Annotated in this window: 16 protein-coding genes; 4 read left to right on the top strand and 12 right to left on the bottom strand. The window is 64.6% G+C overall.

The annotated features are described in order from the left end of the window. Entirely contained in the window at window positions 1-1,344 is a 1,344-nt protein-coding gene (locus tag MUO32_RS28655) for a folylpolyglutamate synthase/dihydrofolate synthase family protein (RefSeq protein ID WP_257951788.1), read from the top strand. 55 nt (window positions 1,345-1,399) lie between these two features. Here the strand turns inward: MUO32_RS28655 and trxA are convergent, their stop codons facing one another. The 6 genes from trxA to MUO32_RS28625 all read right to left on the bottom strand — a co-directional run bounded on the left by trxA (window position 1,400) and on the right by MUO32_RS28625 (window position 13,268). After that, the gene (gene trxA, locus MUO32_RS28650) at window positions 1,400-1,720 is read right to left on the bottom strand and encodes a thioredoxin (protein WP_257951787.1); all 321 of its coding nucleotides are present in this window, start codon (window positions 1,718-1,720) and stop codon (window positions 1,400-1,402) included. A 104-nt stretch (window positions 1,721-1,824) separates the two neighbouring features. Further along, the gene (addA, locus tag MUO32_RS28645) at window positions 1,825-5,397 is read right to left on the bottom strand and encodes a double-strand break repair helicase AddA (RefSeq protein ID WP_257951786.1); all 3,573 of its coding nucleotides are present in this window, start codon (window positions 5,395-5,397) and stop codon (window positions 1,825-1,827) included. Continuing rightward, the gene (gene addB, locus MUO32_RS28640) at window positions 5,390-8,566 is read right to left on the bottom strand and encodes a double-strand break repair protein AddB (RefSeq protein ID WP_257951785.1); all 3,177 of its coding nucleotides are present in this window, start codon (window positions 8,564-8,566) and stop codon (window positions 5,390-5,392) included. Before addB ends, addA begins: the two co-directional genes overlap by 8 nt. Beyond that, the gene (locus tag MUO32_RS28635) at window positions 8,563-9,297 is read right to left on the bottom strand and encodes a nucleotidyltransferase family protein (protein ID WP_257951784.1); all 735 of its coding nucleotides are present in this window, start codon (window positions 9,295-9,297) and stop codon (window positions 8,563-8,565) included. The genes addB and MUO32_RS28635 overlap by 4 nt, the downstream gene beginning before the upstream one ends. A 13-nt stretch (window positions 9,298-9,310) precedes the next feature. Next, window positions 9,311-10,807, bottom strand: coding sequence for a tRNA (adenosine(37)-N6)-threonylcarbamoyltransferase complex ATPase subunit type 1 TsaE (gene tsaE / locus MUO32_RS28630; RefSeq protein WP_257951783.1), 1,497 nt, complete (start codon window positions 10,805-10,807; stop codon window positions 9,311-9,313). 7 nt (window positions 10,808-10,814) lie between these two features. Further along, window positions 10,815-13,268 (bottom strand): PAS domain-containing sensor histidine kinase, encoded by a 2,454-nt coding sequence (locus tag MUO32_RS28625; RefSeq protein WP_257951782.1) that lies wholly within the window; start codon window positions 13,266-13,268, stop codon window positions 10,815-10,817. On the opposite strand from MUO32_RS28625, the gene MUO32_RS28620 reads away from it, so the two are divergent. Next, window positions 13,198-13,455, top strand: coding sequence for a hypothetical protein (locus tag MUO32_RS28620; protein WP_257951810.1), 258 nt, complete (start codon window positions 13,198-13,200; stop codon window positions 13,453-13,455). The two genes, MUO32_RS28625 and MUO32_RS28620, sit on opposite strands and share 71 nt — an antisense overlap. 107 nt (window positions 13,456-13,562) lie before the next feature. Here the strand turns inward: MUO32_RS28620 and ahcY are convergent, their stop codons facing one another. The 6 genes from ahcY to MUO32_RS28590 form a co-directional block, all read right to left on the bottom strand. After that, window positions 13,563-14,963, bottom strand: coding sequence for an adenosylhomocysteinase (gene ahcY, locus MUO32_RS28615; RefSeq protein WP_257951781.1), 1,401 nt, complete (start codon window positions 14,961-14,963; stop codon window positions 13,563-13,565). 108 nt (window positions 14,964-15,071) lie between these two features. After that, a complete protein-coding gene (locus MUO32_RS28610; protein WP_257951780.1) occupies window positions 15,072-15,344 on the bottom strand; it encodes an HPr family phosphocarrier protein in 273 nt (90 codons plus the stop codon). A gap of 15 nt (window positions 15,345-15,359) precedes the next feature. Continuing rightward, window positions 15,360-15,761, bottom strand: a complete 402-nt coding sequence (locus tag MUO32_RS28605) for a PTS sugar transporter subunit IIA (protein WP_257951779.1) — start codon at window positions 15,759-15,761, stop codon at window positions 15,360-15,362. 151 nt (window positions 15,762-15,912) lie between these two features. Then, on the bottom strand, window positions 15,913-16,368 hold the full coding sequence (locus MUO32_RS28600; RefSeq protein ID WP_257951778.1) for an HPr kinase/phosphorylase: 456 nt from the start codon (window positions 16,366-16,368) through the stop codon (window positions 15,913-15,915). Continuing rightward, the gene (locus MUO32_RS28595) at window positions 16,365-18,095 is read right to left on the bottom strand and encodes a sensor histidine kinase (protein ID WP_257951809.1); all 1,731 of its coding nucleotides are present in this window, start codon (window positions 18,093-18,095) and stop codon (window positions 16,365-16,367) included. Before MUO32_RS28595 ends, MUO32_RS28600 begins: the two co-directional genes overlap by 4 nt. Before the next feature lie 148 nt (window positions 18,096-18,243). Continuing rightward, on the bottom strand, window positions 18,244-18,978 hold the full coding sequence (locus tag MUO32_RS28590) for a response regulator transcription factor (RefSeq protein ID WP_257951808.1): 735 nt from the start codon (window positions 18,976-18,978) through the stop codon (window positions 18,244-18,246). A 314-nt stretch (window positions 18,979-19,292) separates the two neighbouring features. Between MUO32_RS28590 and MUO32_RS28585 the strand changes: the two genes are divergently transcribed. Together MUO32_RS28585 and arfB are read left to right on the top strand one after the other, a co-directional pair. Further along, window positions 19,293-20,903 (top strand): phosphoenolpyruvate carboxykinase, encoded by a 1,611-nt coding sequence (locus MUO32_RS28585; protein WP_257951777.1) that lies wholly within the window; start codon window positions 19,293-19,295, stop codon window positions 20,901-20,903. A 114-nt stretch (window positions 20,904-21,017) separates the two neighbouring features. Further along, entirely contained in the window at window positions 21,018-21,452 is a 435-nt protein-coding gene (gene arfB / locus MUO32_RS28580; RefSeq protein ID WP_257951776.1) for an alternative ribosome rescue aminoacyl-tRNA hydrolase ArfB, read from the top strand. Window positions 21,453-21,547 lie beyond the last annotated feature (95 nt).

Below are 21,547 nucleotides of genomic sequence, written 5' to 3'. Positions count from 1 at the left end.
ATGACCGGCCTGGTGGTGAGCGAAGCGGCAGCGGAGATCGAGAAGCTTCTCGGTCTCCATCCCAAGGGCTTCGATCTTTCGCTGGATCGCATCACGCGGTTGCTTTCCGCCCTTGGCGATCCGCATCTGAAACTGCCGCCGGTCATTCATGTGGCCGGCACCAACGGCAAGGGCTCGGTCACGGCCTTCTGCCGCGCGATCCTGGAAGCCCAGGGTCTCAGCGTCCATGTCCACACCTCGCCCCACCTCGTCAACTGGCACGAGCGCTATCGGCTTGGTGTAGCGGGCGGCCGCGGCCAGTTCGTGGAGGATGCGGTCCTTGCCGATGCCGTACGCCGTGTCGCGGATGCCAATGGCGGCCAGAAGATTACCGTCTTCGAAATCCTGACGGCCGTCACCTTCGTGCTCTTTGCCGAACATCCGGCCGATGTGGCGATCATCGAGGTTGGCCTTGGCGGGCGTTTCGATGCGACGAACGTCATGCCCCGCCCGGCCGTCTCCATCATCATGCCGATCTCGCTCGACCATCAGGCCTATCTCGGCGATCGCGTCGAGCTGATCGCTGCCGAGAAGGCCGGCATCATGAAGCGTGGCGTGCCCGTGGTCATCGGCTTCCAGACGGAAGACGCCGCCCGCGACGTGCTGATCGAGACCGCCGAGCGGCTCGGTTGCCCGCACGCCGTCTACGGTCAGGATTTCATGGCGCATCAGGAATACGGTCGCCTCGTCTATCAGGACGAATTCGGCCTTGCCGACCTGCCGTTGCCGCGCCTGCCTGGCCGCCACCAATATGCCAATGCCGCCGCGGCGATCCGCGCGGTGAAGGCCACCGGCTTCACGATTTCCGACCACGCGCTGGAAATCGGCCTCACCCATGTCGAATGGCCCGGCCGCCTCCAGCGTCTGACGGACGGCGTTCTCGCCCGGCTTGCCCCGCGCGCCAGCGAGATCTGGGTCGATGGCGGCCACAATCCCGGTGCCGGCCAGGTGATCGCCGAGACCATGGCAAATTTCGAGGAACGCGAGGCACGCCCGCTTTTCCTCGTCACGGGCATGATCAACACGAAGGATCCGGTCGGCTATTTCGAGCCTTTCGGGGGGCTCGCCGAACGTGTCTTTACCGTGCCGGTCCGAGGCTCCGACGCCGGGCTGGACCCGGTGGCGCTTGCCGAAGACGCCGCGCGCGCCGGGCTGGAGGCTGAACCCTTTTCCGGCGTCGCCGAGGCGCTTGTCGAGATCGCCCGTATCACGGAGGAAGACGCCGTCCCCCCGCGCATCCTGATCGGCGGCTCGCTCTATCTGGTCGGCGATGTCCTGGCCGACAACGGAACCCCACCGACCTGACAAACGAAAAAAGCCCGGCCGAAGCCGGGCTTTTCAGTTGGACCAGTCTGGCCGATCAGGCGGCGCTGGAAATCCAGGAGGAAAGCGCCGTCTTGGGGGCAGCGCCGACCTTGATGTCGGCCACTTCGCCGCCCTTGAAAATGGCAAGCGTCGGGATCGAGCGAACGCCGAACTGGGCAGCCAGTTCCGGGTTCTCGTCGATGTTCAGCTTGGCGACCTTCACCTTGCCGGCGAGTTCCGTCGAGATTTCCTCGAGTGCCGGAGCGATCATCTTGCACGGGCCGCACCATTCAGCCCAGAAATCGACGACGACAGGCTCTGCGGAATTCAGGACTTCAGCCTGGAAGTTGGACTGGTCGACTTTTACGGTAGCCATGAGGCTCTCCTTGAACGATGAGTGTTGCAGGAAATGTGATGCGGCGGGCCGTCTGTTTCAAGGCCTGAATCGTCGGGCCGGCACGATCGGTCCCGCCCGGTATCTCACTTTGCCGTGAGTTCGGCAAGGCTCGTATCCAGCAGGCCGGCGTCCAGCCAATAGGTTTTCGCCGCCTCCGTATAGATCAGCCCGCAGCGGATTTCGCGACCCGGATAGAGCGGTTCGAGGATCGCGCGGTAGATCGCAAGCTGCGCCCGATGCTCGAAGGGTATCTCCGCAATCGATGCCGGCGGCACGCGGTTCGTCTTGAAGTCGACGATCTCCACCGCATGGTCGTTGACGGCCATGCGGTCGATACGGCCGGAGACGGCAAAGTCCCGGCGGCCAAGCGTCAGCGTGCCCATGATCGACACTTCCGCCCGCGCACCCTGTGAAAAGATCGTCGCAAGGCTGTCGTCGCCGATGACTGCGAGTGCCGCGTCCAGCAGTGATGCGCGGGCATGTTCCGGCCAATGCGCCGCTGCCCGTTCCAGATAGCGCCGCGCCGCCGCGGGGCGTTCTTGCGGCGGGAAGGACGGCAGGATCTGCAGGAACCGGTGCAGGATGCGTCCGCGTTCCAGCGCCAGCCCGCTGCCGGGCACGCCACCCTTCCGGCTAAAAAGTGCGGAGGGCACCAGAAGATCGGCCGCATCGGTCTCGATGACGGCAGCCGCACCCGAAGGGCTGAGGGGTCGGGGCAATGCCTTCTGTGGCGGCAAAGGCTTGCCGAGCGCTTCGGGCAGCACCGTTTTCGCCCGATCCTCGGCAAGTGTCACCGAAGCCGCACCGACGACGGCCGCACCCGCCTCGCGCCAGGAGAAACCCTGCCAGCTTTCACCCGGTGTCGAGAAGGCTGTCTCGACGCAGCGTGTTTCGTCGGTAGAGAGCGCGGTCGTGATCATCGGATGCCAGGTGTCCTTGACCTCCTGCCGCCCGCGATAGCCGCAGACGACGAGCCGGTCCGCCGCCCGCGTCATCGCCACGTAGAGCAGCCGGCGATATTCCTCCTCCGCCCCGGCCTTGATGCGCTCGGCATCGGCCTCCGTCAGCGCATTGCCGAGATCCTTCAGCGGCAGCCAGATCGGCAGGCCGCCCGCCGGATGCTCTCCCGCAAGGAAGCGCAGTTTCGGCATATGGTTTGAATTGAACGGTTTGGAGCCGCCATCGACGAGGAAGACGACCGGTGCTTCCAGGCCCTTGGCGGCGTGCACGGTCATGATGCGGATTTCGCCGCGCGCCTTGTCCTGCTCGCGCTTGACGGTCGGCGCCTCCAGTTCCAGCGTGGAAACGAAAGCCTGCAGGCCAGGAAGGCCGTTTTCCTCCTGCTCCAGCGCAAAGGTCAGGAACTCGTCGATGATTTCACCGGCTTCCGCGCCGAGCCGGGCCAGAAACGCGCGCCGCCCGCCACCCGCGCCCAGAATGCGTGCGTAAAAGTCATGCACGGATTGGCTGCGCGCATCGCCGATCATGTTTTCGAGCCGGCGAACGATGGGTTCGAGGATCGAATCGGTCTCCGCCGTCTCCAGCAGCCGCGTCCAAAGGCTCTGCCATTCGCCTCGTCGGGCGGCAAGCTCGAAAACGGTTTCTTCGTTCGCCCCGAAGAGCGGGCTCTTCAGCAGGGCGGCGAGCGAAAGGTCGTCCTCCGGCAGAACGGCGAAGCGGCCAAGCGCCATCAGGTCCTGCACCGCGATGTGTTTTGTCAGCACGAGCCGGTCAGCGCCGGCGACGGGCAGGCTGTGGCGCTGCTTCAGCGTGCGCGTCAGCGCGTTGACGAAGGCGTCGCGCTTGCGCACGAGCACGATGATGTCGCCGGCCTCCATCGGCCGTGCCTTGCCCTTTTCCGTCACCGTCTCGCGGCCGATCCATCCGGCAAGCGTGTCGGCGATGCGCCGTGCCAGCATGTTGATCGGCGCCTCCTCGGCCACCGCGTCGAAGGGGGCCGTCCAGTCCTCTTCGTCGAGCGCCGGGGGGGCGGCGATCACCTCCCATATATCGACGGCACCGGGCTCGCGCCCGCGGTTGGAGGCATGCACGATCTCGCCGCCATCGGGCGACAGGCCGCGGGCATTGGCCGGGTCGAGAAAGACACGGTCCACGGCCGAGAGCACGTCACGCGTCGAGCGGAAGGACAACAGCAGCCGGATCGGGCTGAAGGCTGCATCCGCCGCCTGCGTGCGCCGGGAAACGTCGCGTCCCTCTTCTGCAAAACGCTCCGGCCGGGCGCCCTGGAAGGAATAGATCGACTGCTTCTCGTCGCCCACGGCGAAGATCGTGCGCTCCAGGCGGCGCGCCGTCTCACCGGCAAAGAAATCGTCCGTCAGCGCTTTTACGATCTGCCATTGCCGCGGGCTGGTATCCTGCGCCTCGTCGACGAGGATATGGTCGATGCCCTGGTCGAGCTTGTAGTGCACCCAGGCGCTCACCCGTTCGCGGGTAAGAAGCGTTGCCGTACGGTCGATCAGGTCGTCGAAATCCAGCAGGCTGCGCGCGCGCTTCAGGTCCTCGTAGTCGCCGATCAGCCGCTCGGCGATGGTCAGTGCCGCCAGTGTCGCCTCGACCATGCGCAGGCGTCGCAGCCGCTCGGTGCAGGCGACGACATGGTCCTGCGCGGCGATCAGGGCGTCCTCGAACTGTGGAAACTGTTTCTTGAGTGCTGCGGAGAAAAAGGCCGTGCCGATTTTTTTGGGCGAACCGTCCTTCGTGAAGAACAGCGCATGCAGCGTGGTGCGCCGGGCTTCCGCGTCGGTGAGCCGGCTTGCGGAGCGCAAACCGGCGGCCGATGTCCTGACGGTATCGCTGCCCAGCGTCTCGGCGGCCGAAAGATAGGCTTCGAGCGTTGGTCCCGAAAGGCCGTCCAGCGGCCAGAAGGCGGCAAGAATGTTTTCGGCGGTTTCGGTCGCCGCCAGCCCTGTCTCGCGCCGCAGCACCGCCTCCACGCCGCCGACCTTCGCGGCGCCATCGAGGAAGATGCGGATCGGCCCGCGTGCGGCGACGATATCCGAGAGCAGTTTTTCGAGCCCCGTATCGTCGGCGATGTCGAGCACCGTCGCAAAGGCCTCGGCAAGCGCACGGTCATCCTCGTTCGCCGTCGCGGTCAGCAGCGTGCGGCGCGCATCGGCCAGCAGCACGGCGGCGGAGCGGTCGTCGAGCACGGCGAAATGGCCCGCGACATTGGCCTCCAGCGGAAACTGGTGCAGCAGCGCCTCGCAGAAGGCGTGGATGGTCTGGATTTTCAGCCCGCCCGGCGTTTCCAGCGCGCGGGCAAAGAGCCGGCGCGCCTCGGCGAGCTTGAACAGGTCGGGCCGCGTGCCGTCGATGGCGGCAACGCGGTCGGAAAGGGCCTCGTCGGAAAGCGTCGCCCATTCGGCAAGCCGCTCGAAGACGCGGTTCGACATTTCAGAGGCGGCCGCCTTGGTATAGGTGAGGCAAAGGATGGCGGACGGGCGGCAGCCGGCGAGCAGCAGCCGGATGACGCGCTGCGTCAGGACATGCGTCTTGCCCGAGCCGGCATTGGCCGAAACCCAGGCGGAGCGGGCGGGATCGGAGGCCGTCGCCTGTTTTTGCGAGGTCCAGCTCAGCCAGGCGGCGGGATCTGCGGAAGCGGGGCGGTCCTCGACGGGGCTTTCGGTCTCAGGCATCGTCGCCCTCCTCGCCGTTTTCCGCAGAAGACCATTCGGCGACGCGGGCCAGATGGTCGTATTCGCCGCCATAGTCGCGCTCCTGCTCGGGCACGACGCGGGATTTGAAGCCGAAGCGGCCCTCGATGAGGCCGGTCAGCAGTTTTTCCAGTTCGCCGAGCGCGTCTTCCGCCAGCTCCACGGCTGATTTCGGATTGTTCTTGGCGCCCTCGTTGTTGACCTGTTCGGCATCGAACCGTTCGCCGGGTTTGAGGCGCACATAGAGAAGGTTCGCCGGCTCGCGTTGGCCCGGACCGCGGAAGGCAGCCCGGCGGATGGCTGCGGCCTCCAGCGCCAGCTGCGGATCGAGCAGTGCGCGCGCCACCTTCAGCGAAGGCGTGCTGCCCGTCTTGTAGTCGAGGATATCGGCGCTGCCATCGGGCAGAAGATCGATGCGGTCCGCAATGCCCGTCAGCCGGATGCCCCCGACCGAAAGATCGAGCGAGGCCGGGACTTCCGTCAGGCTTTCGCGCACGCCCGGCGCACGTTTCAGATGCCAGTGCACGAAGGCGCGCGCGACGGCGGCAAAGCGCGGCCGCCAGACGGCGTCGATATGCGGCGGCAGGGCGATGGCATCGAACTCCTCGTCGAGGATATGGCCGATGACGGTCAGCGGCTCGCCGCTTCCCTCCGCGCGAACGAAACGGTCGACGATGCGGTGATAGAGCGAACCGCGCTCCGCCGGTCCCGGATCGAGATTGAACGGGGCGATGGGATGAAGCCGCAGGATATGCCGGGCATAGATGGAATAGGGATCGCGGCGCAGGCGCCCGATCTCGCTGAAGGAGTATTTTTTCGGCTGAAGTTCCGCCGGCGGACGCGGCTCGGGGCGCGCGGCGGTGGGCACGCTGGCGCTTTTATCGATCTGGGCCGCCCAGTCGGTGAGGTTCTTGCCACGGGCGCGCAGGTCGGCCGCCAGCGTCGGCCCGCCGACGGCGATGAGGCGTTGAATCCAGCGTGAGGCGACCGTCGGCGCGGTGCCGCTGCGCAAGGCGCGCGTGAAAACGAGTTTCGGCGTGGCGGCGGCCATCTGCAGGTCGTGACCGAGCTGGCCGATGCGGCGTTCCGGTGGTTCGAGGCCGATTTCCACCTTCATGATGCGCGACAGGAAGGCATCGTTTGCCGACTGTCCCGGCCAGGTGCCCTCGTTGAGCCCGCCGACGACGACGGTATCGACACTCTGAAGGCGCGATTCGAGCGCGCCGAAAATGAAGACGCGCGGATGGCGCATGGATCGCGGCTTGACGCTTTCGCTCGCTGCCAGGGCCTCGATGATATCGCACCATTGCGGTCCGTCGGCCTCGATCTGCCCGTCGGTCTCGATCACGCCCTTGAGAAGATTGGCGAGACTGTCACCGGCTTCACCCGACCAGAGGGCCGCAAGGTCGTTGCGCTCGTCCACCGCAACTGCCTCCAGCGCACGCCCGGTGCGCCCGGCCCAGTCGGAGAGCGGCAGTTTAGAGGTAAAGCGCCGTCCGGTGCGGCTCTCATGAACCAGGAGGCCGGCCAGCGGCTCGACGGCTGCCGCGATGCGTCGGGTGAGGTCGCGGGCAAGCGGGATCGCCGCCTCCGGCAACGCGGTGCGCCAGACGGGCGGATGGCGATCCCCGGCCTGCCGCGCAACGGCGGCTTCGAGCAGCGGCTCCAGTGCCGAAACATCGATCTCCGCGGTGCCGCCGCGCAACGCCGTCAGTTCCAGCGCGGTCACGGCTTGGTGGAGCTCCTCGATCGGCAAACCGAAGCGGGCGAGGGGATGTTTAAGCAGAGCGACGAGCGGCACCGGATCGCCGGGGCGCAGCGCAGCCTCGGCGAGAAGGCGCAGCAGGGTGCCCTGCGGTGTTGAGAGCAGCGGCGTGCCGGCCGAATCGTCCGCTTCGATGCCGAAACGGGCCAATTCCGCCGCGACGCGCCGGCCGAGTTTTCGATCGGGCGTGATCAGCGCTGCCTGGGCCTCGTCGCTGTCCTCAAGCGCAAGGCGCAGCGCGATGGCGATCGCCAGCGCCTCCTCGCGTTCGTTCGCCGCTTCGACAAGAGAGACCGCACGAAAGGCGTCGGCCACCTGGTTTGCATCGAGAGCCTCGCGCACCTCGCCCCAGCCGGCTGTGGCCTGTGTCGGCAGGAAAGCGCTAGAGATGAGTTTCGAGCGGTATTCCAGGTCAGCGGGTGGCGTGCCGAGCACGTCGACATCGTTGCGCGTGCAGCCCATGCGGGTGAGCAGGCGGTGAAGGCCGTATTGCGAATGGCTGCGCGCGGCGGCATCCGGTTTCTGCCCGCCTTCCGCGCCGCCCTGATGGCCGACCAGAAGCCATTCTGCATCCGACATGAAGCGGTCGAGCCCCGGCAGGATGACGACGCCGTTTGGCAATCCGGCCACGGCCGCGATCAGTCCGGCCGTCGCGGGAATGGAGCCGGTCGAGCCGGCGATGATGACTGGGCCGGCCGGTGGCGTGTGGCGATACCGTTCGGTTTCCGCATGCAGCGTCGCATTGCGGCGCAGCGACGGCGAGGAACGGCCGATCTCGGCGAGGCGGGCCGGCCAGAACACGCTGGCGATCTTCAGAAACTCGGCGGTGAGCTGCCACCACAGGGCGTGGTTGGAGACATCGAGCCCGTCGAGCGCCGACCAGTCCAGCTCTTCCGTCTCCATCGCGTCGATGATGTCGGCGAGGTTGCGGGCAAGCCAGACGGCGTCGGCGGGGCTTGCGGGTGCGACGAGCGGACTTTCGGCATGGATGGAGGTGACGGCGGCGGGCAGGCTGTTGCGCCAGGCGAGCACCAGCCGGGCCAGTTCCAGAAGGCGCGTCGGGCCGGACAGCGGTTCGGCCATGTCAAGCAGGGCCGGTGCAACCTCGTCGAAGAAGCCGCTGTCGTCATCGGTCTCGCCAAGCGCGCGGATGACCGGCAGGATCGCCGATTTGCCGCCGAAGAGATCGACGAATTCCGAGCGCAGCACGCGGGCCGAACGCCGGGTCGGTACATAGATGGTGACGTCGGCGAGCGCCAGCGGATCGGCGGGATCGTAGGTGAAGCCGGGAACCAGACGCCCGTCGATCAGGCTTTCCGCCACCGTCTTCAGAAAGGGCAGGCTTGCCGGGATCGAAAAGATGCGGCCGCCGCGCGCACTCGTCACGCTGCCGCCTCGCGCAAACGGCCGATCACGGCTTCCGCCGCGCCGATCGCATCCGGCGTGCCCACCGTGATCCAGTGCCCCTCGAGCATCAGGCCGAAGAGCCGGCCCTTTTCGATGGCGCGGTCGAAGTAGATGTTGAGGTTGAAGGCATCGTCAGGCGCGTCGTCGAGCAGCGCGGGCATCATGGCGATGGCGCCGGCATAGACGACCGGATTGCCGCTCTCCTCGCGGTAGCGGGCGAGGCGGCCATGCGCATCCATGGAAAAATCCTTCTTGCCGTTGTGACCGGTCGTATCCTCCAGCCGCACGCAGAGCATCAGCATGTCCATGCTTTCGGGATCGAACGCCTCCGCTAGACGCTGCAGATTGGTCTTTTCGCCAACCGTCTCACCGATCCAGAAGAGATCGGCATTCATGACGAGGACGGGCGCCCGTCCAAGCAGCTTCAGACCCTTGGCAAGACCGCCACCGGAGTTCATCAGCTCGCTCGTCTCGTCGGACAGGATGATTTGCGGCTCAGAACGCTTTTCAAGATGCGCGGTCATCTGGTCGGCGAAGTGATGGACGTTGACGACGGCGCGCTTCACGCCCGCCGCTGCCAGCGCATCCAGTCCGTAGTCGATCATCGGCTTTCCCGCGATCGGCACCAGCGGCTTCGGCATCGTATCGGTGATGGGGCGCAGGCGCGTTCCAAGGCCGGCGGCCAGCACCATGGCGTCTTCGATCTTCATCGTGATCCCGCGCTTATGATTCGGTCGCGAGGATTCCAGCCTTTTCGCACCACTCGCGCAAGGGGGCGAGGTCAGGATGGGAAAGCGCGTGCGTGAGATTGCGCAAGGTGCGCGGCATGTGGCGCATATAGGCCGGTTTGCCGTCGCGCTGCATCAGGCGCACCCAGATGCCGACGAGCTTGCAATTGCGCTGCGCCGCCATGACATGCCAGTCGCGCATGAACCGCTCGCGGTCGAAACCAGCATGGTTTGCGCGGAGCGAAAGATAGTGGCCGAGCACGCCGTCCGCCACGCCATCAGGCATGTCCACGCGGGCATCCTGCACCAGCGAGGCGACGTCATAGGCGGAAGGGCCGATCATCGCATCCTGAAAATCGATGATGCCGACGCGGTCGGTGCCGGTGGCGTCCGGCCGCCAGATGATGTTGGGCGAATGGAAATCACGCAGCAGCAGATTGTGCTCCGCCGCCGAAAGGCTGCCGATCAGGCCGTCCCAGATCGCGACATAGGCGCTGCGTTCTTCGTCGCTTGCCGGCGTGCCGCGTTTCCAAGGCAGATACCAGTCGGTGAGAAGGCTTACTTCGATCTGCATCGCGTCGCGGTCGAAATCCGGTACGCGATACACGATGTCGTCGGTCACCGGCAGATCGTTGGCGAGCGGCTGTCCATGCAGACGGACGAGGCAAGCGGCACTTTCGCGATAGCGCTCGGCAATGGGAACGCCGTTGCCATCGAGCACGCCGTCGCTACCGAGGTCCTCGATCAGCAGAATGCCCTGCTCGATGTTCGTTTCGTAGATTTCAGGGGCGCGCAGTCCGCGGGATACGAGGTGTTTCCCAACCGCGATGAAGGGGTTCACGTCCTCGGCGATATGGGCGATCTGCTGATAATATTTGCCCTGCGCGAGGATCGGGCCGGGCGTGTGGCGCGGCGCATCCATCAGCACGAAACGCCGGTCTCCGGAATAGACATGCTCGTAGGCGCGCACCGAGGCATCGCCCGTCAGATGGCGTCGGGTGGCGTTCCGGTAGCCGGCGTCGTCGAGGAAGGCGCGGATCGCGAGCGAGCGGCGAATCCGGCTCATGGCCGGTGCAGGGCCCTCGATGGCGACACGACGGCCATCACCCTCATGGGTGAAGGTCAGCACAATACCGTCCGTCGGCAGCGCGCCAAAACCCTTTTCCGGCCACTCGACCAGGCAGATGCCGTCGGAGAGCGCCTCGTCAAAGCCGAGTTCATCGATCTCGGCGGCCTCGGCGATACGGTAGAGGTCGAAATGCGCGACGGGGATGCGCAGGTCGTAGCTTTGCACGAGCGTGAAGGTCGGGCTTGGCACTTCGAGATATGGATCGTCGGCAACCGCCCGGATCAAGGCGCGCGAGAAAGTCGACTTTCCGGCGCCGAGATCGCCTGACAGCGCGATATAGTCGCCGCGCTTTGCGGCCAGCGCCATGTCCTCGCCGAAGCGGATGGTCGCGGCTTCGTCGGCGAGGAAGATGTCGAGCGCCATGCGCACCCTATTCCGCCGCTGCGAAGGAGGTCATCGTCGCCGAGGGAATGCGTACGGTGACGTTCGTGCCGCGGCCCTCATGGCTGTCGATGGCGACGGTGCCGTGGTGCAGGCTGACGAAACTCTCGACGATGGACAGGCCAAGGCCGGCGCCGCCATGACGACCGTGGCTTTCGAAGCGGTTGAACACCGTTTTCAGGACATCCTGTGGAATGCCGGGGCCGCGATCGGAGACCGTGAAGACGAGATCGACGCCTTCGCGCCAGCAGCGCAGGCCGATCGAGCTGTGCGCGGGCGCGAAATTCGCGGCATTGCCGAGCAGCTTGATGAGGATCTGCTTGAGGCGCTGCTGGTCGGCGACGATGGTGCCGAGATTGTCGGGCGCGGTGATTTCCAGCGTCACCTGCGCCTCGTGCAGCCGGTCGGCGAACTGCATCGATACGTCGTCGAGCAGGTCCGTCAGGTTGATCTCGGTATAGTCGAGTTCCATGATGCCGGCATCGACGGTCGCAAGGTCGAGAATGTCGTTGACGATTGTGAGCAGCACGGCCGAAGAGGTCGCGATGTGATCGACATATTCCGACTGTCTGTCGTTGAGTTCGCCCATGGTCGGCGTCTTCAGGAGATCCGCGAAGCCGATGATGTTGGTCAGCGGCGAACGCAGCTCGTAGGAAACGTGCTGGACGAAATCGTTCTTCAGCGCATCCGCTTTGCGCAAGGCATCGTTCTTCTCGGTGAGTGCGCGGCTGACGCGCACACTGTCGGTGATGTTGACGAAGGTCAGCATCGTCTGGGCGTTGGACAGCGGAATGACGGCGAAGTCGAGCACCAGGCCGGTGCGCAGTTCCAGCACGCCCTGGCAGGACGGCCGCTCGTCGTCGAAGCTGGTAATGATATGCGCAAAGCGCTTCCAGCCATCCGGCTTGTCGTAGGAGGGCGCGCAGGCCTGCTCGATGGCGCGGATATGCGTGCCGGATTTCGCCTCGGCCTCGCTGATGCCCCAGAGCGCGCGGAAGGCCGGATTGGACAGACGGATGCGGCCATCCGGGCTGAACACGGCGACGCCTTCGGCCAGATGGTCGATCGTTTCGTCCTGCACCTGCACCAGGGTGTTGTAGCGTGTTTCGAGATCGACCTTTTCGGTCAGGTTCTCGAAGACCCAGGTCGCGCCGCCCTGCGGGCGCGCGGTGGCGAAGACGCGCAGCGTCTGGCCGTTCGGCAGGTGCCAGAGGTCGGTCTGCGTTTCGATGGCGCGGTAGACGGCAAGAGCCGCGTCCTTCCACTGCTTCCAGTTCAGCTGTTCCGGCAGCTTGCCGGCGGCGCGCAGCTTGTCGAACAGCTCGCCATTGCCGGGTTTGCCTTCGAGGAAGGACATGTCGACCTCCCACATATGCTGGAAGGCCTGGTTGTAGAATTGCAGGCGCTGGTCGCCGTCGAAGATCGCGACTGGCGTCGCGAGATGGTCGAGCGTTTCGGCGTGGCTCTTCAGCGTGCGCATGAGCTCTTCACGGACGGCCTCCACGTCGGAGACGTTGACGGCGATGCCGGCCGAGCCCGTCGGGCTGCGGGCATCGACCACGTCGAAGAAGCCGCGGTTGCCGTGCACGACGGTCGAGACCTTGTCGCGGTAGGGCATGTCATAGGTGCTGGTGGCGCGGATTTTTTCACGCGCGATCGTCGGCAGCAGTTCGCGGCCTTCATGCACGGCGCTTGCGGCGTCCTTCGCCTCGACGGCTTCGGCATAGGCTTCGTTGACCCAGGCGAGCGACCCATCGGCGGCGCGCTGCCAGACAGGCAGGTCGATCTGGTCGAGCAGGCCTTGCAGCGTCGTCAGCGCCGCGACCAGCCGGTCGCGTTCCAGCTTCAGCTCGGCAGCCTCGGCGCGCAGGTTGTTCAGCGCCACGAATCGCACGAAGGCCTGTCCGCCGGAAACGCGGCCCTGGGCTTCCAGCACCTCGTCGCGGCTCGTTTCCAGGACGAGGTCGAAGCTCTGGGCTTGCGAGCGCAGCTTTTCCACCGCGCGCTCGATCTCGCCGGCCGACGTGGGCTTCAACCAGCGACCGAAGGCCAGGAATTCGTTGTCGGCCTGGGGTGCGCCGGTCTCGGACGGCAGCTGGCCGAGAAACTCCGGCTTGCCGGACCGTCCGTCCCACACCACGATGCGGCGGTCCTTGTCGCCGATCAGCGCCTGCAGGCGGGAAACATTGTGGTGGGCATCGGACAGGTTGGCTTTCAGCGCGCGGCTTTCAGCCGCCATTTTCGCGCGCAGGCGACCCATCCACAGGGCCGAAACCACCGCCGCCGACATGACACCGAGCAGCATGGAGCCCGTGACGATTTCCGTGGTGGCGAAATAGCGGTCGGCTGCATGGGCCGGGCCGGCAAAAGCCATGAGCGCCGATCCTGCCGAAAGTGCCGAAACGAAACGGCGCCTGCCGGTCGTCAACCATTTGTTAACCATAAGATTATTTTGCAGCGCAAGTCGACGCGCGCAGTCCCGCTCCGGCACGCAAAAAGCCTGCCCGGAACGGCCTCGTTTCAATTCCGCCATCATCCCCGGTATGTCTCCGTCCGTTTGCCGCCTGATCGACAAGACATCCCAACTCGGCGTGAAGGGTCCGCATCTGCACGCCGAATCAATGCTTTAAACGATACTTGTTTCCCGAATCGACGGGAAGGGATGGGCCCAAAAAAGAGGCGGCGCGCTTGTGTCAAGCGCGCCGCCTCTAGATGTTGTGGATAATCCGGGTAAGGATCAGTACCTGTAGTGTTCGGCCTTGAACGGACCCGTCGTCGTCACGCCGATATAGCCGGCCTGTTCGTCGGAGAGTTCGGTGAGCCTTGCGCCAAGCTTGGCGAGGTGCAGGCGGGCGACCTTCTCGTCGAGCTGCTTGGGCAGGACGTAGACTTCGTTCTTGTACGCATCGCCCTTGGTGAAGAGCTCGATCTGCGCCAGAACTTGATTGGAGAACGAAGCGGACATCACGAAGGACGGGTGGCCGGTGGCGTTGCCGAGGTTCAAGAGGCGGCCTTCCGAGAGCAGGATCATGCGGTTGCCCTTCGGGAACTCGATCATGTCGACCTGCGGCTTGATGTTCGTCCACTTGAGATTGCGCAGCGAGGCGACCTGGATCTCGTTGTCGAAGTGGCCGATATTGCCGACGATCGCCATGTCCTTCATCTCGCGCATGTGCTCGATGCGGATGACGTCCTTGTTGCCGGTGGTGGTGATGAAGATGTCGGCGGAGGACACGACGTCCTCGAGCTTGACGACTTCAAAGCCGTCCATGGCGGCCTGCAGCGCGCAGATCGGGTCGATTTCCGTGACCTTCACGCGGGCGCCGGCGCCGCTGAGCGATGCGGCGGAGCCCTTGCCGACGTCACCGTAGCCGCAGACGACGGCGACCTTGCCGGCCATCATCACGTCGGTGCCGCGACGAATGCCGTCGACCAGCGATTCCTTGCAGCCGTATTTGTTGTCGAACTTCGACTTGGTGACCGAATCGTTGACGTTGATCGCCGGGAAGGGCAGCAGGCCCTTCTGCTGGAGCTGGTAGAGACGGTTGACGCCGGTCGTGGTCTCTTCGGTGACGCCCTGGATGGCGTCGCGCTGCTTGGTGAACCAGCCGGGCGTTGCGGCAAGGCGCTTCTTGATCTGTGCGAAGAGGATTTCCTCTTCTTCCGAGCCCGGGTTGACCAGGATGTTCTCGCCGGCTTCGGCGCGCGCGCCGAGCAGGATGTACATGGTGGCGTCGCCGCCGTCGTCGAGAATCATGTTGGAGAGGCCGCCATCGGTCCACTGGAAGATCTTGTCGGTATATTCCCAGTATTCGGTGAGGCTTTCGCCCTTCACGGCATAGACCGGGATGCCGGCGGCGGCGATCGCGGCGGCGGCGTGGTCCTGCGTGGAGAAGATGTTGCACGAGGCCCAGCGCACGTCGGCGCCGAGCGCGACCAGCGTCTCGATGAGGACGGCGGTCTGGATGGTCATGTGCAGCGAGCCGGTGATGCGTGCGCCCTTGAGCGGCTTTGCCGTGCCGAATTCTTCGCGGCAGGCCATCAGGCCCGGCATTTCGGTCTCGGCAATCTGAATTTCCTTGCGGCCGAAATCGGCAAGCGCGATGTCGGCGACGTGGTAGTCCTGCGTGGTGGTCATGAAAATCTCCAGCCTTCTGGCTCTGATCGATGGCGCTTCCTATCAGGAAACACCAGCTGGAGCAACCGGACATAAAGAAGTCTTTATGTCCTTATATTAACGGGAAGATTACATTTCCTCGCCGAACTTGTCGGCGACAAGGGCGTCGAGTGCATCGAGCACCGATTGCGCCTGCGTGCCCGTCGCCGTCACGAAGACGGAGCAGCCGGGGCTGGCGGCAAGCATCATCAGGCCCATGATCGATGTGCCGCCGACGGTCATGCCGTCCTTGGACACGGTTACTTCCGCATCGTAACCGTCGACCGTCTGGACGAATTTCGCCGAAGCGCGGGCGTGCAGGCCACGCTTGTTGATGATGAGAAGCTCTTTCGAGACGGTCATGGACGGCGGGAAACCTTATTTGCCGCTGAGGACGCGGCTTGCCACGTTGATATATTTGCGGCCTGCCTCGGAAGCGTCGATCAGCGCCTTTTCCATGTTGTTCTCGCCGCGGATGCCGGCGAGCTTGATCAGCATGGGCAGGTTGACCCCGGCGATCACTTCGATTTTCTCGCCCGACATCACGGATATCGCGAGGTTGGAGGGCGTGCCGCCGAACATGTCGGTGAGGATGATGACGCCGTGGCCCTGGTCGGCCTTCAGGACCGCTTCCAGGATGTCCTGGCGGCGCTGGTCCATGTCGTCCTCGGGGCCGATGCAGACGGTCTCGATCGCCTTCTGCGGACCGACCACATGCTCCAGCGCGTGACGAAATTCCTCCGCCAGCCTGCCATGGGTGACAAGCACCAGTCCGATCATCAGCAATCGCTCCACTTTCCCAACTCGAAACGGTCGGCCGAATACCGCAATGCAACAATTCCGTCCACCGCTGGGGTGGCCATCTTGTCAATGAAAAGGCCGAGCGCAAGCCCTAAATGGGCGATTTTACGTTTTGGCGGGGCTTTTGCGATCAAGATCGCAGCAATTCCGGGTGAAGTGCGATCAAAGTCGAAAATGCCGTCGCACCCGGAAATAGGGGCAGGCGGGTCAAGGGCAGGAAGCGGTCGGGAAGAACTTCAAGGCGTTCCTCCTCCGGCGGCAGGCGCTCCTCGAACCGCGCCTCCAGCAGGCGGACAGCGCGGTGCAGCACCGCCGCCTCGATGGCCTCGACGGAAACGATGCCCGCACCACGCACTTCCGCAAGCCCGGCAATGCTTTTTGGCGCACGGGCGACGAGGCGGCCGCTCGCCTCGGAAACCAGAACCTGGTCGTCGCTGACGACAGCGGCAAACACGCCGCGCGCGCGCGCCTCTTCGACGCAATGCAGCGCAATCGCACTCTTGCCGGCGCCGGAGGGGCCGGTGAAGAGAAGCCCCGTCGTGCCGATAACGATTGCCGTTGCGTGCACGTTGGCGGGATTGGTCATTTCCGGGGACCGGCGGGAAGGGCAAGGGTGAAACGCGCGCCGCGCACCGCGCCGGTCGCCTTGTCGACGATGTTTTCCGCCTTCAGCGTGCCGCCATGCGCTTCGGCGATCTGGCGGGAAATGGAGAGGCCAAGGCCGGAATTCTGGCCAAAATCCTCGGTGGCCGGCCGGTCCGTATAGAACCGCTCGAAGATGCGGTCGATATCCTCGGCCTGGATGCCGGGGCCGTTATCCTCGATCTGGATGATGCAGCGGTCGTTGCGGCCACGCGACAGCCGCGCGACGATGCGTCCGCCCGGATCCGGCACGAAGGAGCGGGCGTTCTCGATGAGGTTGGTGACGATCTGGCCGATGCGCAGCTCGTAGCCGGAGACCTCGAACTTGACCTTCGGATTGTCCTTGCGATCGACGACGAAGTCGAGGCTGACGGGTTTCTTGCGCGTGTTGACCTGGCGGGAAATGTCGATGAGGTCGGCGAGCAGCTTTTCGAGGTCGACGGTGCGGGCGTCGCTGCGGGCCAGCTCCGCATCGAGCCGCGAGGCGTCGGAGATGTCGCTGATCAGGCGGTCGAGACGGCGCACGTCGTGCTGGATGATGTCCATCAGCCGCTTCTTCGAATCGTCCGTGCGTGCCAGAGGCAGGGTTTCCACGGCGCTGCGCAGCGAGGTCAGCGGGTTCTTCAGCTCATGGCTGACGTCGGCGGCAAAACTCTCGATCGCGTCGATGCGGTCGTAGAGCGCGTTCGTCATCTGGCGCAGCGCGATGGAGAGGTTGCCGATCTCGTCCTGGCGCACGGAGAAGTCGGGGATTTCCTCGCGCTCCTTGGCGCCGCGCCGCACACGGATCGCGGCGGCCGAAAGCCGGCGCAGCGGATTGGCGATGGTGCTGGAGAGCAAGAGCGACAGCGCGATGTTGACGAGGCCCGCGACACCGGCGACGCGCATGATGGCAAGCCGTTCGGCATGCACGATCTTGTCGATGTCGCCCGCCTGCGTCGACAACAGGAGAACACCGAGCACGGCGCGAAAACGCTGCACGGGCACGGCGACCGAGACGATCAGCTCGCCCTTGTCGTTGACGCGCACCACGGCGCCGCGCACGCCGGTCAGCGCGTTCATCACTTCCGGATAGATAGAACCGTCGCCGCCGGGCGCTTCCTTGTATTGCGGCAGGTTGCCCGGCTGGAGCATGCGGTTGAACCAGATGTTCAGCCGTTCGGTGATGCTCGAGCTTTCCGGCTCCACCGGCGGCAGGTCGAAGCGCAGCACCTGGCCCTGCGTATAGAGATGGCGCGAATCGAGCAGCAGGTTGGCGTCGGTGTCGTAGATGCGGGCGCGGGTGCGGGTCGGCGAAATCAGGCGCCTGAGGACCGGGGCGATGCGCTCGGGATTGATCGGGAATTCCAGGTCCTCGTCGTTCGGCAGCGGCGTGATGCTCTGGCCGGCCTGCAATTCCAGCAGTTTTTCCGGATCGATGGTGATCGAATTGGTATCGACGGAGGCGGAGGCTGAAATCGCGCCGGCGATGATTTCGCCCTGCGTCAGCAGGCTCTCGACACGCGCATCGATCAGCCCCTCGCGGAACTGGTTGAGGTAGAGGATGCCCGCTACGAGCACGACCAGCGCGACGAGGTTGAAGAAGAGGATGCGGCGCGTGAGGCTCGAAAAGACGGCATTGCCAAAGAGGCGGCGCGCGATCGTGAAGGGATGCGTCCAGCGGCGGCGCAGCGAGCGCGGCGCGGGCTTGCCCTCGACGTCGTCCCCATCCCTTTCCGGCACGGTCTGCAGCACGTGATTCTGTTCCTCTGCGGGCGGCATCACGCCGCCGACCGCGGCATGCCATTGCCGCCGCGGTTCATGCAAGCGATTTTACGCTTCAGGCGGCTTCGCGGAAACGGTAGCCGACGCCGTAGAGCGTTTCGATCATGTCGAAGTCGGTATCGACCATCTTGAACTTCTTGCGCAGCCGCTTGATGTGGCTGTCGATGGTGCGGTCGTCGACATAGACCTGCTCGTCATAGGCGGCATCCATCAGCGAATCGCGGCTCTTCACCACGCCGGGGCGCTGGGCCAGCGAATGCAGGATGAGGAATTCCGTGACGGTCAGCGTCACCGGCTCGCCCTTCCAGGTGCAGGTATGGCGCTCCTGGTCCATGACGAGCTGGCCGCGTTCCAGCGAGCGGGCGGTCACTTCTCCGGGCTTTGCCGGGGTGCCGGCTGTGCCGCCGGCGGAGGCTGCGGCCTCGCGGCTCGAGGCGCGGCGCAGGATCGCCTTGACGCGCTCGACGAGCAGGCGCTGCGAGAACGGCTTGGTGATGAAGTCGTCGGCGCCCATCTTGAGGCCGAACAGTTCGTCGATCTCCTCGTCCTTCGAGGTGAGGAAGATGACGGGAATGTCCGACTTCTGGCGCAGGCGGCGCAGCAGCTCCATGCCGTCCATGCGCGGCATCTTGATGTCGAAGATGCCGAGATGCGGGGGGCGGGCCAGAAGGCCGTCGAGCGCGGACGCACCGTCCGTATAGGTCTCGACCTTGTAGCCTTCCGCCTCAAGGGCGATCGACACGGATGTGAGAATGTTCCGGTCGTCGTCGACGAGTGCGATCGTCTGCATCCTGTTAGTCTCCATATTCATGGGCGCCTTTCCCGACCTCGGATCCGAGTTCCTGTCCTGGATGTGATGCGCCTTCCTGGGGGTAAAGGTGGAACAAATTGTGGCAAAGATAAAGGGTGACGTTTTGCGGGCATTTTCCGAAGGGCTTTTAAATCGATTATTCAACCGATTAAAAAAGTCAGACAAATATTTAAATCGATTAAATAATTGATATTATTGCCTAATTTCGATTTCCCCCTTGTCTTTGTGACAAGAGCAGATTAGCTTCCGGCAAAATTCACCATGGGTCTTCGTCCACGGAGGAAATCTGGACCATGCAGGAAATTGGCGTTCGCAACCCCGCTCTGGGGCTCACCGCGATGGGTATCAACACCAACGGCACGGTCCGGTACAACTTTGCAGCAGAGGCTCTCTATGAAGAGGCGCTCGGTCGCGGCGAAGCTGTGAAGACCGCCCATGGCGCCCTTCGCGCACTGACCGGCCAGCACACCGGCCGCTCGCCGAAGGACAAGTTCGTCGTTCGCGACGAAAACACCGAAAACGCCATCTGGTGGGACAACAACAAGGCCGTGTCGCGCGAGCATTTCGATGCGCTGCACGCCGACATGCTGGCCCATGCCGGCAGCCGCGACCTCTTCGTGCAGGATCTCGTCGGCGGTGCCGACAAGGATTACGCCTTGCCGACCCGCGTCGTCACCGAGCTTGCCTGGCACTCGCTGTTCATCCGCAACCTGCTCATCCGCCCGGAAGAGAAGGACCTGGCCGGCTTCGCCCCGAAGCTGACGATTATCGACCTGCCGACCTTCAAGGCCGACCCGGCCCGCCACGGCGCGCGCACCGAAACCATGATCGCCTGCGATTTATCGCGCGGCATCGTGCTGATTGCCGGCACCTACTATGCCGGTGAGATGAAGAAGTCGGTCTTCACCGTTCTCAACTGGCTGCTGCCGTCGGAAAAGGTCATGCCGATGCACTGCTCGGCCAATGTCGGCCCTGCCGGCGACGCCGCCGTGTTCTTCGGCCTGTCTGGCACCGGCAAGACGACGCTGTCGGCCGATCCGAACCGCACGCTGGTCGGCGACGACGAGCATGGCTGGGGCGAAAACGGCATCTTCAACTTCGAGGGCGGCTGCTACGCCAAGACCATCCGCCTTTCGGCCGAAGCCGAGCCGGAAATCCATGCGACGACCCAGCGTTTCGGTACCGTTCTGGAAAACGTCGTGCTCGACGCCAACGGCGTTCCGGACTTCAACGACGGTTCGCTGACGGAAAACACGCGCTGCGCCTATCCGCTGCACTTCATCCCGAATGCCAGCGACACCGGCCGCGCGCCGCATCCCAAGACCATCATCATGCTGACGGCCGATGCCTTCGGCGTCATGCCGCCGATCGCCAAGCTGACGCCCGACCAGGCCATGTACCACTTCCTCTCCGGCTACACCGCTAAGGTTGCCGGCACGGAGCGTGGCGTGACCGAGCCGGAAGCCACCTTCTCGACCTGCTTCGGCGCCCCCTTCATGCCGCGTCACCCGACGGTCTACGGCAACCTCCTGAAGGAACTCATCGCCGAGCACGGCGTCGATTGCTGGCTGGTCAACACCGGCTGGACCGGCGGCGCCTATGGCGAAGGCCGCCGCATGCCGATCAAGGCGACACGCGCCCTGCTGTCCGCGGCCCTCGACGGCTCGCTGAAGAGCGCGCTCTTCCGCCGCGACGACAATTTCGGCTTCCAGGTCCCGGTTTCCGTGCCTGACGTCGACACCAAGATCCTCGACCCGCGCTCGACCTGGGCCAATGGTGCCGCTTACGACAAGCAGGCCCAGAAGCTCGTCGACATGTTCGTCGCGAACTTCGAGAAGTTCGAGGATCAGGTGGACGGCAGCGTGCGCGACGCGGCGCCCGGCCTCAAGGCCGCCGCCGAGTAAGACTTTTCGCAATGATTCACGTGAAACCCGGCTCGCAAGGCCGGGTTTTTCGTCTCTGCAACCGGCTTTCCGTTTGTCTGTTTGCCCGCTAGAACGGCCGGGAAAGGAATTTCCATGGCCAGCGACCCTCTCTATATCAGCAACACGATCACGATCGCCGGCTGGGAACTGACCGAGCAGTTCGTGCTGGCGGGCGGTCCGGGCGGGCAGAACGTCAACAAGGTCTCCACCGCGGTCCAGCTGTTCTTCGACCTGCGCAACTCGCCCTCGCTGAACGAGCGGGTCAAGGCGAACGCCGAAAAACTCGCCGGCCGCAGGGTTTCCAAGGACGGTGTGCTGATGATCGAGGCGAACCGCTTCCGCAGCCAGGAACGCAACCGGGAGGATGCGCGCGAGCGGCTGAAGGAGCTGATCCTCAAGGCCGCCGAGCCGCCACCGCCGCCGCGCCGGAAAACCAAGCCGACGAAAGGCTCGATCGAGCGCCGGCTCAAGGAAAAATCAGGCCGCTCGGATGTGAAGCGCATGCGGTCCAAGCCTGGCGGCGAATGATTGCCGCAACTTGGCCGTTAATCGATGGGAATGAAACGAAACCTTTCCTTTGCGGGAAGGCTCTGCTTTAGTTTTAAAAAAACAGGGAGGTAGGC

The sequence above is a fragment of the Shinella sp. CPCC 101442 genome (assembly GCF_024704725.1).
GTDB lineage: Bacteria > Pseudomonadota > Alphaproteobacteria > Rhizobiales > Rhizobiaceae > Shinella.
The sequence above is the reverse complement of the archived record's forward strand: the minus strand, read 5'-3'. Positions and strand labels throughout refer to the sequence as shown.